Source organism: Nostoc sp. (assembly GCF_036919595.1).
In the GTDB taxonomy this organism is placed as follows: domain Bacteria; phylum Cyanobacteriota; class Cyanobacteriia; order Cyanobacteriales; family Nostocaceae; genus Nostoc.
In genome coordinates, this window is sequence record NZ_JBALCO010000171.1 from 1 (window position 1) to 12,160 (window position 12,160).

16 protein-coding genes, 1 pseudogene and 1 riboswitch are annotated in these 12,160 nt (G+C 43.9%); of the genes and pseudogenes, 11 read left to right on the forward strand and 6 right to left on the reverse strand.

Annotated features, from left to right (window positions below):
* Positions 1-193 precede the first annotated feature (193 nt).
* Positions 194-841, reverse strand: a complete 648-nt coding sequence (locus tag V7K21_RS26430; RefSeq protein ID WP_335178478.1) for an HAD-IA family hydrolase — start codon at positions 839-841, stop codon at positions 194-196.
* Between the two features lie 88 nt (positions 842-929).
* On the opposite strand from V7K21_RS26430, the gene V7K21_RS26435 reads away from it, so the two are divergent.
* Together V7K21_RS26435 and V7K21_RS26440 are read left to right on the forward strand one after the other, a co-directional pair.
* Positions 930-1,103: a hypothetical protein gene (locus V7K21_RS26435; RefSeq protein WP_335178479.1), complete on the forward strand. Its 174-nt coding sequence runs from the start codon at positions 930-932 to the stop codon at positions 1,101-1,103.
* On the forward strand, positions 1,090-1,323 hold the full coding sequence (locus V7K21_RS26440; RefSeq protein ID WP_335178481.1) for a hypothetical protein: 234 nt from the start codon (positions 1,090-1,092) through the stop codon (positions 1,321-1,323). The genes V7K21_RS26435 and V7K21_RS26440 overlap by 14 nt, the downstream gene beginning before the upstream one ends.
* A 2-nt stretch (positions 1,324-1,325) precedes the next feature.
* Here the strand turns inward: V7K21_RS26440 and V7K21_RS26445 are convergent, their stop codons facing one another.
* A complete protein-coding gene (locus V7K21_RS26445) occupies positions 1,326-2,519 on the reverse strand; it encodes an NAD(P)/FAD-dependent oxidoreductase (RefSeq protein ID WP_335178483.1) in 1,194 nt (397 codons plus the stop codon).
* 193 nt (positions 2,520-2,712) lie between these two features.
* On the opposite strand from V7K21_RS26445, the gene V7K21_RS26450 reads away from it, so the two are divergent.
* Both V7K21_RS26450 and V7K21_RS26455 read left to right on the forward strand, forming a co-directional pair.
* Entirely contained in the window at positions 2,713-3,336 is a 624-nt protein-coding gene (locus V7K21_RS26450; RefSeq protein WP_335178486.1) for a 4Fe-4S single cluster domain-containing protein, read from the forward strand.
* Positions 3,337-3,584: 248 nt separating this feature from the next.
* Complete coding sequence (locus V7K21_RS26455) at positions 3,585-4,004, forward strand: hypothetical protein (RefSeq protein WP_335178488.1); 420 nt, start codon at positions 3,585-3,587, stop codon at positions 4,002-4,004.
* A gap of 166 nt (positions 4,005-4,170) precedes the next feature.
* On the opposite strand, the gene V7K21_RS26460 is transcribed toward V7K21_RS26455, so the two are convergent.
* Positions 4,171-4,488, reverse strand: coding sequence for a DMT family transporter (locus tag V7K21_RS26460; RefSeq protein WP_335178490.1), 318 nt, complete (start codon positions 4,486-4,488; stop codon positions 4,171-4,173).
* A 286-nt stretch (positions 4,489-4,774) separates the two neighbouring features.
* On the opposite strand from V7K21_RS26460, the pseudogene V7K21_RS26465 reads away from it, so the two are divergent.
* Positions 4,775-5,186, forward strand: a pseudogene (locus V7K21_RS26465) (Hsp20/alpha crystallin family protein).
* Between the two features lie 241 nt (positions 5,187-5,427).
* On the opposite strand, the gene V7K21_RS26470 reads toward V7K21_RS26465, so the two are convergent.
* Both V7K21_RS26470 and V7K21_RS26475 read right to left on the reverse strand, forming a co-directional pair.
* Positions 5,428-5,727, reverse strand: coding sequence for a ferredoxin (locus V7K21_RS26470; RefSeq protein ID WP_335178492.1), 300 nt, complete (start codon positions 5,725-5,727; stop codon positions 5,428-5,430).
* A gap of 103 nt (positions 5,728-5,830) precedes the next feature.
* Positions 5,831-6,685 carry a uroporphyrinogen-III synthase gene (locus V7K21_RS26475; RefSeq protein WP_335178494.1) on the reverse strand — a complete coding sequence of 285 codons (855 nt, stop codon included), beginning with the start codon at positions 6,683-6,685 and terminating at the stop codon, positions 5,831-5,833.
* 287 nt (positions 6,686-6,972) lie between these two features.
* Between V7K21_RS26475 and V7K21_RS26480 the strand changes: the two genes are divergently transcribed.
* Entirely contained in the window at positions 6,973-7,884 is a 912-nt protein-coding gene (locus V7K21_RS26480; RefSeq protein ID WP_335178497.1) for a S1C family serine protease, read from the forward strand.
* 37 nt (positions 7,885-7,921) lie between these two features.
* Here the strand turns inward: V7K21_RS26480 and V7K21_RS26485 are convergent, their stop codons facing one another.
* Positions 7,922-8,122: a hypothetical protein gene (locus tag V7K21_RS26485; RefSeq protein ID WP_335178499.1), complete on the reverse strand. Its 201-nt coding sequence runs from the start codon at positions 8,120-8,122 to the stop codon at positions 7,922-7,924.
* Positions 8,123-8,214: 92 nt separating this feature from the next.
* Between V7K21_RS26485 and V7K21_RS26490 the strand changes: the two genes are divergently transcribed.
* The 5 genes from V7K21_RS26490 (at position 8,215) to V7K21_RS26510 (ending at position 12,063) form a co-directional block, all read left to right on the forward strand.
* Positions 8,215-9,051 carry a S1C family serine protease gene (locus V7K21_RS26490; RefSeq protein WP_335178501.1) on the forward strand — a complete coding sequence of 279 codons (837 nt, stop codon included), beginning with the start codon at positions 8,215-8,217 and terminating at the stop codon, positions 9,049-9,051.
* A complete protein-coding gene (locus tag V7K21_RS26495; protein WP_335178503.1) occupies positions 9,048-9,680 on the forward strand; it encodes a response regulator transcription factor in 633 nt (210 codons plus the stop codon). The genes V7K21_RS26490 and V7K21_RS26495 overlap by 4 nt, the downstream gene beginning before the upstream one ends.
* 232 nt (positions 9,681-9,912) lie before the next feature.
* Entirely contained in the window at positions 9,913-10,326 is a 414-nt protein-coding gene (locus V7K21_RS26500; RefSeq protein ID WP_335178505.1) for a GlcG/HbpS family heme-binding protein, read from the forward strand.
* 83 nt (positions 10,327-10,409) lie between these two features.
* A riboswitch (cobalamin riboswitch) is annotated at positions 10,410-10,599 on the forward strand.
* Between the two features lie 19 nt (positions 10,600-10,618).
* Positions 10,619-10,810 carry a CbtB-domain containing protein gene (locus V7K21_RS26505; protein ID WP_334795030.1) on the forward strand — a complete coding sequence of 64 codons (192 nt, stop codon included), beginning with the start codon at positions 10,619-10,621 and terminating at the stop codon, positions 10,808-10,810.
* A 35-nt stretch (positions 10,811-10,845) separates the two neighbouring features.
* Entirely contained in the window at positions 10,846-12,063 is a 1,218-nt protein-coding gene (locus V7K21_RS26510) for a hypothetical protein (RefSeq protein ID WP_335178507.1), read from the forward strand.
* Positions 12,064-12,160 lie beyond the last annotated feature (97 nt).

The window sequence follows — 12,160 nt, forward strand, 5'->3', positions numbered from 1 at the left end:
ATTCCGTCTACACCGAACAAAGACTTGCAAACAAAATTCAGTTCTTGATTTTAGGTTCTGGAGTTGTGTTCCTTGTGCTTTGGAGTCCAATTGTTGCCAAACAGTTTTTAAACAAATGTGCTTAAAATTGTTGACTGATACACCCTGGGATTCCACTTTAAAAATTTGGCGTTGCTGAATTGAAAGTATCCCCTCATTTTCCACGATTGATCCAAACACCTCTGAGACCAGCTGCTTTAGCTCCGTGATAGTCTTCTATAATGCTATCGCCAATATGCCATGCTGCCTCTGGGGAACATTTATGTTTGTTTAAGGCAATGGCAAAAATTTGAGGATCGGGTTTAGCTGCACGTACCTGGGTAGAAATGGTAACCGAGCTAAAAAACTCTTTCAATCCCAAACTTTGCAATACTGAGTAAATCCGGGAATCAAAATTGGACAGCACCCCCAAAGTAACTCCCAACCGCCGCCAGTTGATTAAAGCTGGTAAGACATCGGGATAGATAAACCACGGTTCGCCTGTACCAAAGTGAATGTAAAGTTCACTAAAAAAAGCTGAAAAGTCAGAAAATTCCTTGAGAACACCAGCACTTTCAAAAGTGTTCAGGGCAATTATCCGCCACCAATCAAACTCGCGCTGGGGAATATCTTGCAGTTCTGCATCTATAAATATTGGCGGCGGCGCGGCTTTAAAGCTTTTGATGAAGGCTGTATTCAATCTTTCGGCTGAAACTGTAACCCCAAATTCCTGGGCTATCTGACCATAAACTTCGCCCACACTGCCTTTAACGTCGAAAAGTGTGCCCACAGCATCTAAAAAAATAACTTTCGGTTGTTCCATCAAAGTTTGAAGATTTTGAATGTTGAATTTTAGATTTTGGCTTGTTAGAGAGCTTCTGTGGGTAGCAGTTTAACATCTGCTAAGTAGGTTGGCGCAAATAAAGCAAATCATCGTAAACGTCTTGGTTCTTTACCAACGCCCCTCAAGAGTGCTGTTAGCTGATAGCTATGGTTTAGCCCGTGTTGAGTGGGGAATCTCACTTTTTTACTCAGAACTGGGAACTCAAAAAGGCAAAACTGTTTTGCCCCATGACGCCAGTTGATTCTCCTGTCGGAGACGCTGCGCGTAGCTTGCTTCCCCATAGGGGTACAACGGATAGCGAAGCGGTAGCGAGTCATCTCCCAAGGGCGATAGCGCAACGTAAAGCCTGCGGCATGGCAACTCTTAGAGAGGCTGCGCCAACGCTTAGAGCGAGTCAGACGCTCCGCTATCGAGCGTCGGGAACCTCCGCAACGCACTGGCTTACCAATGCCCAACCTTAAAGTTACCGAGAAAGTGTTTCTATGATCGGACGGACTAGCCAATTAAAACCAACTTTAAGTTGATGGTCTAAAGTTGGCAACCTATATAAATAGGCAATCCGCCGGGCGACGGATGCCAAGCGTCCATCTAGTTTAATTCCCAAACCAGTGAGAGTGGCGTTTTCTATTCCTAGTGTCATCATTTCTCCTAACTGTTGGTAGTGGAAGGGAAGGAGGGGGCGATTAGTCAGAGTTGCCCAGATATTCCAAGCAGTATAATCAGCTTGTTGGAAAGCCGCTTGTGCGGTGGCGGGGACTTGCTGTCCTTCAGCATCATGACAGTCTACTAAATCTCCCAAGGCAAAGATTTCGGGATGATCAAAGACTTGCAGATTGGATGTAATGCTGATTTGACCACGCTGATTTTGCTTGAGGGGAAGAGATTTCACTACGGGCGCAACCCTGGTTCCCACAGTCCAAATTACCAAATCCACCGGAATTATGTCTAACTGGTTTTTGTACTCTAGAGAAATGGTATTTTGCTCTATTGATTCGACTTTGGTTTCTAAATCAAGAAATACGCCACGGTCTTCTAAAGCTTTCTTTGCTGCTTCCCGGTTAAACTCTGGGGAAGTTCGCAAAATTTGGTCAGCGGTTTCAATGATCCGAAAGCGTCCTCTTTCACCTAGTCTATCCGCTAACTTACAAGCTAACTCTACACCACTGTAGCCAGCCCCAACGATCGCTACCCGAATTTTATCAGCATCGGATTCTTCTAAAAATCGCAGGCGTTCTTCCAAACGATAGGCATCAGAGATTGTGCGGAATGTATAGGCGTAGGATGTTGCACCAGGGACTAAATCTAACGGTGTCTCACCTCCTAGCGCCAGCACCAAGCGATCGTAAGGGATTTCTGGCCCTTCATGTAGATTTACCCGTCGCTGGTCGATGTCAATTCCAGAGACAAGCCCTTGATAAAAACGCACTCCTGTGCCTTCTAAAAGTTCTTCAAAGGGTGGGGCAATTTCCCAGGTTTGCAGTTCACCAGTGAGTAATTCGTAAAGTAAAGGAGAAAATAAGAAGCGATCGCTTTGATCTACCAGAACAATTTCGGGTTTTTGCGTAGATTCCCAAGGTAACTGGCTTAAGCGCAAGGCTGTGTAGAGACCACCAAAGCCTCCGCCAAGGATACAAATTCTAGAAGTTTGTTGAGTCATCGATTCTATGTATGGGACGGTCAATGCTAGCTGGGCAACTAACTTCAGTCTAGTCAGTTAAACCGGACTTTTCAAAATCCCCTAAAGTTTTTGAGAGATTAGTCATTAGTTTTAGTCCACTTGTCGCGGTTATCTAATTGAGGATTCGCTATAGTTAACGGTTAACAGGCAACGGCTAAAAGGAGTTAAAGAGATGCAAATTAAGCCAACTGACCCATCGCTAGCACTCATGGAAATTCCCTCTGGCTATCTCAACATTATGGGTTACGTTGATCAGTCAGAAGTTAATGGCCCTGGTTGTCGTGCAGTCGTCTGGGTACAAGGTTGTCTTCGTGAGTGTCCTGGCTGCTTTAATACTGACTCTTGGTCATTTGAAGCTAACCAATTGATTGCTGTTGATACCCTTGCCAAAAATATTCTCAGCAATTCTCGCAATACGGGTGTAACGTTCTCTGGTGGAGAACCCTTTTGGCAAGCAACTGCACTGGCGTCTTTAGCTCGTCAGGTAAAAGCTGCTGGGTTAAATGTAATGTCTTTTTCTGGGTTTACTCTTAAGCAACTACAGTCCCAATCTGCGCCGCCAGGTTCCCAAACTTTATTAGAACAACTCGATATCCTGATTGACGGGCCTTTTGTCCAATCTCTGGCAATTAACTCTCCTAACTCTCCAGTTTCTTCAAGCAATCAACGGGTTCGTGTGTTAAACCCGGCTTTCCAAGACCAGATTACCTGGGCTAGCGACCAGATAGAAGTCCACATCCTCAAGGATGGTGGACGCATTGTTACTGGCTATCAAGGTGGACTGGAATTGACTTAAAAGTAATTTTTAAGTAGCAATCGAGTAGCAGCAAAAAATCAGGGCATTCAGCGTTAACCACTTCTAGATGACAGTAGTGTTGCAAGACGATCTCAACGGTATCGCCGATCCAGAGTGCAACTTTATCAAGGGTGATACCACTGCTAATCGCCCAGGTAGCCAATTCAAAAACAAATGCGGGGATTCTCCGATGCTTTTAGGTAGAGAATTCCTGCATGGTAGATTGACAACCGGCTCAATCCAATCTCATGCAAACCTTAACAGATTTAAAGAAAAAATTACTAGAAGTACGCGAGATCCAGTCCCAACTAGACAATAAAAAAGCCGTATTAGTGGAGACAAAACGCCAACTGGACAAGCAAATGAAAGAATTACTCCAGAAGCAGTCCGAACTGGAGAAGCTAATGGCTCTAACACGCCAGAAAGAGTTGCAATTACAAAGTCAGATAGAACTCAACAGGACAGAAGTACAGTCAGATGCACCAGAGGTAGACTATCTTCCAGGTGTTGGAAGCAAAAATCTACAAAACGAACTGCTTGCTTTACTTTCTGGCAACGGAAACATTGCTACCAGATTACTCAAACACCAACAAAAGCTAAATCCTGGGAGGTCGTTGGACTGGTATTTGGAGAAAGTGATTTACGACTTGAAACGCGATCGCTACTAGCTAGTAGCTCCAACTCCGTGAAGTTTGGCGGCGGCTGGCCAGCACCAAGAATTGAATATGTTAAAACTTTTCCACCACTTAACTTTCACATGCACTAAAGTGGGTTTTTTAGTGGGATGTTTTAGTAAACACAATGATACATGAGCCGCCTAATTTCTATCCCCCATCAACTTGCATTTATGCCAATTACCCCGATGATTATTAAGGCGATTGACATAAGTTTCATCAATGTGGCAGATTCATGAAAACAGATAATACCAATGATAGCAATTAGGATAGTTCCTAATCCAGCCCAGACAGAATAAGCCACACTCACTTCAAGTCTCTTGAGAGCAAAGGTCAAAAAAGTAAAACAAAGTCCATAGAAGACAAATATTAATAGCGAAGGGAGTATTCTAGTAAATCCTTGCGATAACTTCATGCAAGTTGTGCCTGAAACCTCAAAAAGGATTGCTGCAATAAGGTAAATCCAACTTGTTGACATATCTGTTATCGGCAGTTTGTTCGGAATCTCTTATTATCCCTGTGAAATTCAAAAAATACAACAGGTGGAATTATTATCATTAATCGCATGAATATACTAAAGTTTTGTAGGATACGCTACACATACAAGCTTTAAGAGTAAGGTGCAGGTGACGCTCGTAACGACGTTTTAAATAAAATTGCTATATTTCAAGTTTGCTTTTATAGAGTTTACCGAAAACACACTATTTTAAATTACCGTACTTATTATTAAGGAAATTTATAGTTTGGTAATCTTCCCAACTCAGATGATAAAAACCGAATTTAAACCACTTCTATTTCATGAAGATACTTTGCCAACTGCATTTTTGGATAGAAGTTTATCCAGAGTTCCCGCTGCTGACTTAAAAGAAACTAAAGATGCAATTCATCTAAAACTATAACTTCCAGGAATTGAAGCTAAAGACCTGGATTTGCAAGTTACAGAAAATGCTGTATACCTTAGTGGTGAGTGAAAGTCAGAAACGAAATCTGAAGATAAAGGTGTGATTAAAAGCGAATTTCATTATGGTAAATTCCAACTTGTAATTCCTTTACCTGCTCAAATTCAAGATACTCAACGTCACGGCAGATTATAAAGATGGTATCTTGAACCTGAGGCTACCCACTGAAGAAGAAAAGAATAAAGTTGTCAAAGTTAATCTAGCATCATCTGGCTAATTTACGCTTGATATCTGCTAGCTATATAGGAAACTAAATAAAAAACGCTCTCCAAAAGGGGAGCGCTTTTTAATGTGAATTACTCAGTCTATCCAGATTTATTACAAAAGTGCAAAATTTTAAATCTAGTAGAGTGTGTTATCGCTGAGAGTACGACACTACCTCAGATTTGAAGTGCGCTAGGGTGAATGTTCTAACGCACCCGACAAAACTTGCTCTTTATTAAATCCACATCTGTTAGTTAAGCGTTAAGCGCTTCTTCTTGATTGGTTTCGATAACGCAATCAGAAGTAGGACGGGCAACGCAGGTGAGAACCCATCCTTCATCCATTTGATCGTTGTCTAAGAAGTTCTGATCTGATTGGTCAATTGTACCTGAAATCAGCTTTCCAGTGCAGGTAGAGCAAGAACCAGCGTTACAGGAATAGGGCAAGTCCATCTCATATTCCTCGTTACCAATCTCTAGGATGTACTCATCATCAGGAACTTCAATTGTTTTTTCTCCTTCTGGGGTACGTAATGTGACCTTGTAAGTTGCCATGTAAAAATTCCTAGCTAAATCTAAACTCTATGTTCGATACTACGGGTTTATGTGCAGCTAGTCTATAGTCAAATGTGATTAATTACTCTACATCACCAAGCGCTTAGTATGAACTGGAAGTACGAGTAAAAAATGCTGCGATCGCTTCAGCAAATCCTTCAAATGAACTATAATCTTTGGACACAATAGAGACATCCACACCCAATTTTTGGGCATTGGCAGTTGTATAAGGGCCGAAACATGCAATAATACAACGTTCATAATCGCTTTGCAAGTTGACCATTGCCAAAAAGCTTTCTACTTCCGCTGTGCTACTAAAGGCAATTACATCGATCATTCCTTGACGCATCAAGTTCAATTCAACACTATAGATACCTGTGTCTAAACCCTGTGTAATATATGTGGGTACGCGAGTTACTTCTATGCCCAATTGCTGCAAATCCGTAATTAAATTGGGTACAATATCAGGCTCAGGCAAACCAAGAACTTCTGGAGCCGGGAGCAGCACTTTTTTCTTGTGAATTTCTGGTAGTTTCGCTAGTTCTGCTACAATTCCGGCTGGGCTAGATTCTGCGGGAATTAAATCGACTTCGCCACAAAATGATGATAAGCTTTCTGCGTCTTCTCCTAAAGCACATAATTGACATTCGTGTACCACAGATACGGGGATATCTAAATCTTTCATCCGTTGAAAAAATGCAGTGATACCGTTTCTACTGGTGAAGACAATCCAATCAAATTCATCTATGCGACCTAGAGCGGCATCTAACTTAGTGTAGTTTGATAAATAGCAGGTTTCGATAGTAGGCATGAAAACAGGTAAACCACCTTGTTTGATGATTTGTTCAGCTAACCTATAAGCATAATTTCTCGGTGCTGTGACTAAAATTCTCTTGCCATATAGAGGTAATTCTTTAGATGGAGTGAGCAGGTCGATTTCTGTTGATTGGGTATGCATTTTATCTCTGCGACTGTGCGACTCTGGGTGAGCTTTTCATATCTAGATATCATGTTCGCTTAATTAGCTTATATTAAGCCTAGTACAACGGGCGCAAAAATCCAGCTACCATCTCAATTAATTAGACAATTTGCTCAAGCCCCTTGTTGAGCAACTGGTTAAAGGTAGGCAAACTTTTGCCTGTACTAGCCATTTTTCTAGGGTGAATTCTCCCCATTTTTCCGATGCCATCTGTGTCGAGCAAACGGCACGATATGAATATCTAAGAACGTTTGCAGAAAAATCTTATGTCTTCATTACTAGACCTGTCCAACAGTTTAGCTGACACCGTAGAACAAGTTGAGAGTACTGTGGTTGCGGTGAATGGGGGTACACGTCGTTCCTCAAGTGGCATTCACTGGCGTCATGGAATCATTGTTACCTCTGATGAGTCCCTCCAGCGCTATGACGACATCACCATCACTCTATCAAATGGTAGCACTGCACCAGTAACACTCATTGGTCATGACTCTAGCACCGATATCGCTGTTTTCAAACTAGAAAATGTAGAAATACCTGTAGCAAAAGTTGGCGATGCCAAAACGCTCAAAGTTGGTCATCTGGTGTTAGGACTGGCAAGAGGTAGCGAAGGTGACTTAAGGGCGGCGATGGGTGCAGTGAGTGTGATTAGCGGTAGTTGGCGGAGTATGAATGGCGGAAATATTGACCAATTCATTCGCCCAGACATCAGCCTTTACTCTGGCTTTGCAGGTGGGCCGCTCGTAGATGCTGCGGGTTTTGTGGTAGGTATGAATACATCGGGGCGACGTGGTACTGCTCTAACTATTCCCACTGTTACAGTCGATCGCGTGGTTGACCAATTAGTAGCAAAAGGACGCATTTCCAAGGGCTACTTGGGTGTGGGAATGCAACCTGTACGTTTACCAAAGAATCTGAAAACTGCTCTTAATTTAACTTCTGCAACTGGGGTAATTGTCGTTAATGTTGAGCCTTCCGGGCCTGCTGACAATGCAGGTGTGCTGCTTGGCGATGTTTTGGTAACGTTCGATGGCGTCACTGTGGGCGATACAGGTGATGTGCTGGGGCTGCTCAATAGTAGCGATCGCATTGGTAAAACTGTCAACGTCCAAGTTGTCCGGGGTGGAGTGTTAGTTGAGTTAGCGATCGCAGTTGGCGAACGACCTACTAAGGAAGAATAATCCAATTTGGGATGGGTTTAATTAGCTGTGTCAAGATTTATCTAAATTTTCGATTCATTCGAGCTTCTGAACTCGGAATTTCCACCTTTTTGCTCAAACGTTGAGCTTCCGAACTCAAAATTTCCACCTTTTTGCTCAAACGTTGAGCCTTTGAACTCAAAATTTCCACCTTTTTGCTCAAACGTTGAGCCTTTGAACTCGGAACTTCCACCTTTTTGCTCGAACCGTCATTAGTCATTAGTCATTAGTCATTTGTGTTTCTAAAGACAAAGGACAAATGACAAAGGACATGACTAGATTTTACTTTGACATGCTCAAAAAGTGTATAACATGGCAAACACAACATTAACTAACATCGCTGCCGAATTGACAGAGGTAGCTGCTAAACTACGCGATCGCACTGTGAAAGTGAAAAGCGGCTCTTTGGGAGTCGGTTCCGGTGTAATTTGGCAACCTGACGGACTAATTATCACTAATGCCCATGTGGCAACCAGCAACCGCGCAACTGTGGAATTGGCAGACGGAAGAGTATTTGATGCGGTGCAGACACAATTTGATCCACAGCAGGATTTAGCAGCCCTGAAAATTGTCGCCACTGATTTAACTGCTGCAACTATCGGCAATTCTGAGGCCCTACGAGTGGGTGAATTAGTCTTGGCGGTGGGTAATCCGTTTGCTGAGAGTGGTGCTGTGACAACTGGGATTATTTATACAAATAATCCACGAGCAGTTATGGCCGATTTGCAGCTATATCCTGGAAATTCTGGGGGACCGCTTGCCGACTGTCAAGGCCGAGTTGTGGGAATTAACACCATGATTGTTAATGGTTTGGCTGTGGCAGTTCCCAGCAGCACCGTTGAGCGTTTTTTACAAATAAATAGTCGTCCGCAACTGGGAGTCACACTGCAACCTGTGCTTTTAAATCGGCGTAGCTTGGGTTTATTGGTGTTGTCAATTTTACCTGACAGTGCGGCGGAAACTGCTGGTGTACAAATCGGTGATGTTTTAATTGGAGTTTCGGGGCGATTATTTACTAACATGAATGATTTAACCAAATATCTCCATGACAGTAAAGGATCTGTGCCGCTACAACTCCTACGCGGTGGGCAGCAATTCGTGATTTATGTTGCCGTGCAAGCTGGGAAAACTGCTGTGGAGGCGACATGATCCGAGTGATGGTAGTTGCTACTTCCCCTGTAGTCCGCGCAGGGTTATCAGCTGTGGTAACTACCAATTCTCGGCTGACGGTTGTGGGGAGTGCATCCGATTTGGATGTATTGGCAAGGGAAGTTGGGCAATTACAACCAGATGTGGTGCTGGTAGATTTGAGCAGCAATCTTCAACAATCGGTGTGGGAAAAATTGCTGCTTATTCAAGAGGAGCAATACCCATTAGCAATGATCGTTATTATTGAGGAACTCGACAGCATTGATTTAGAGACGGCGTTACGTTCTGGTATCCGGGGGATATTGCCCAGTAGTAGCACAGAGTCAGAAATTGTCGCTGCTGTGGAGGCGATCGCTTTTGGTTTGGTGGTGCTGCACCCGGATGCTGTAGAATTACTGTCTATCCGAGAAAAAGTGGTGGCGAATCCTGTACAAACCTTGACACCACGCGAGATAGAGGTTTTAGGAATGCTTGGTTCTGGGTTGGGGAATAAAGCGATCGCTAAACGCTTGCACATTTCTGAGCATACCGTCAAATTTCATCTCTCATCCATTTTTCAAAAGCTCAGTGTCTCCAGCCGCACTGAGGCTGTTGCTGTGGGCGTACGACTGGGTTTGATTATGCTTTGATCTGTAGTGATTATCATAGGACTTACGCAAAAACCCTCTCAAACTCTCATTTCTCCGTGACCTCTGCGTCCTCTGTGGTTCGCTTATTTGTATCAATCTTAATATGAAACGGTATAACCAGCGCTTGAAGTCTTCTTGGTCTTAAAGGGGTACACCAAGAATTTATGCTCATGATATCCTTTATTGATGACACGCGCTCAACGCACACATTTCTCCGATTGAAATAATTACCATGACTTATGACAAACATTCTGTATCCCTGGATGACGCACGACGAATACTAGCGGCTGGAGAAGCGAAAGCTCGTGCAATCGGACAACCAATGAATCTTGCGGTTGTTGATGCTGGCGGGAACCTTGTTGCTCATATTCGGATGGATGGTGCGTGGATCGGAAGTATCGATATCTCAATTAACAAAGCATTTACTGCTCGTGCGTTTGATCTCTCTACCAAATCCCTTGCTGAGGATGCTCAACCAGGAAAACAATTTTATGGTATACACGCCTCAAATGGAGGAAGAATCATGATCTTTGCCGGGGGTATACCACTTCAACGCGATGACCAGATAGTTGGTGCGATCGGAGTAAGTGGTGGTAGCGGTGAACAGGATCAAGCTGTAGCTGAGGCAGCTGTTGCAGCTTTCTAATATCATTACGCTCTTGAGAAATAAAGTTTTCAATTTACTGAAATATTTGTTATAAATTCTTGTAAGATATTACATGTTCGTGTATGCTAACTACACGAATCGGTTATGACGGGTGCTACCCCGTGAGAAAAAACAGGGAAAGTGTAGTGAAACTCTACCGCTGTCCCGCAACTGTAAACTTCAGCTATCAGTCATCTGTTTTCAGTTATTTACTGTTTACTGCTCACTGCTGACTGGAGAAGCCAGAATGCCTGCCGAATTAATTAATATCGTCTGATCTGCGAGGTACAAAATGACGGTTCAATCTTCTACTTCAGCCCAGCAACAAGTCGCTCGTCGGGTGCTATCAGTGCCTGTACAATCAGCGCTCTATGTGGCACTGTGTTCTTTGACTCTGTGGACAGTTTATTTCACTACATACCCTGCTATCCATGACACGACTCATACTCTGCGTCACCACACACTGATGGTGAGTTGCCATTAGTTGATTGAGTCAATGATTAGCAGGAGAGAAATAAAATGACAAAACTTAAGTGGTCTAAGCTGATCGGTGCGATTTGCATGATCGGAATTATCTTCTATGGTTTGATCGGACTTTCCCAATCCCCTCAACCATCGGTGCGGCTAACAACTAATCCACCGATTAATCAGGTTCGACCCCTTGAGGCTGAAGCCACTACAGTTTTGGGATCGGGGCATTACAATCCGCCAGTGCAGCTGATGCTGCAAGCCGTAGATGCTCAAGGGCAGTCTTTAAAGGATGCCAAAATCCACTTGCAATTGTTCACGCGTCCTAAAAACCCCTGGTTCACAACAGATTTTCCGATTGTGGAAGGGACAAAGTTGCTGGACATTGAGGGCAATGCACCAACAGGTCAGTTGCAGGTTCAACAAACCCTGCCAATCCGGGGAACGTATCAACTCCAGGTAGCAGTTACTCCGCTCGTTGCCAATGCGTTTAAGCCGATTCAGCAAAAGCTGACGCTGACGTTGCCGGAAAATCCCTTAAAGTTTCGCTACTTTGGCATCCTGGTTGTGATTTTACTGGCAGTTGGACTACTAGGAGGTTGGGTGATTGGGGGGAGACAAGCGATTCAACCGGGAGAAATCGCCCCGCAACGGGTACGATTGTTGTTGAGTGGATTGATTGTGGTAGCGATCGCTGCACTCCTCTGGGTCAACATCAGCGCTGAACTTGCCGAATCGCACCATAGTATGTCGATGCCAGGCATGGGAGAAGAAATTCCGCGCTCTGGTAAGCCCGCCAAATTGCAGTCTCAAGGACTTTATATGCAACTATCGGGTGACGAGAGTGCAACGGTGGGTCAATCTGCTAAATTGCAGGTCAGCGTTAGTGATCTCAAAACCAACCAACCTGTGACAGATGTACTGTTGAAAGTAACAACTACCCAACTCGAAAATAATTGGGTGGCGTTTGCTTATCAGGGGACTCCAGACACCAATGGAAAATTGGCGTGGGAGCAGGAATTCTTTGACGGTGCCCCCCATAGTATTGTTGTCGAGGTTGCACCGCTTGCAAACGCAACGCGGCAATTTCAGCCATTCCAAGTTGCAGAGAATATTCCAGTCGAAGGTGTGGCTCCGCCGATGGCTGTCCGGTTGATTTCGCTGACTTACTTCACCGGAATTGTGGTAATTGGTTTGCTGCTGGGACTGTGGCTGCGACAGCGGCAGACTCCGCGTAGTGGGATGACTTGGAAGCGTAGCGTTTCTTAGTCAATAGACCTCTTGCAGAATTATTTTTATGTTATAATAGAAGGCTTTGCTTCCATACTAATGAGGTGGAATAATTGAGAAACGTGATACTTGGGTG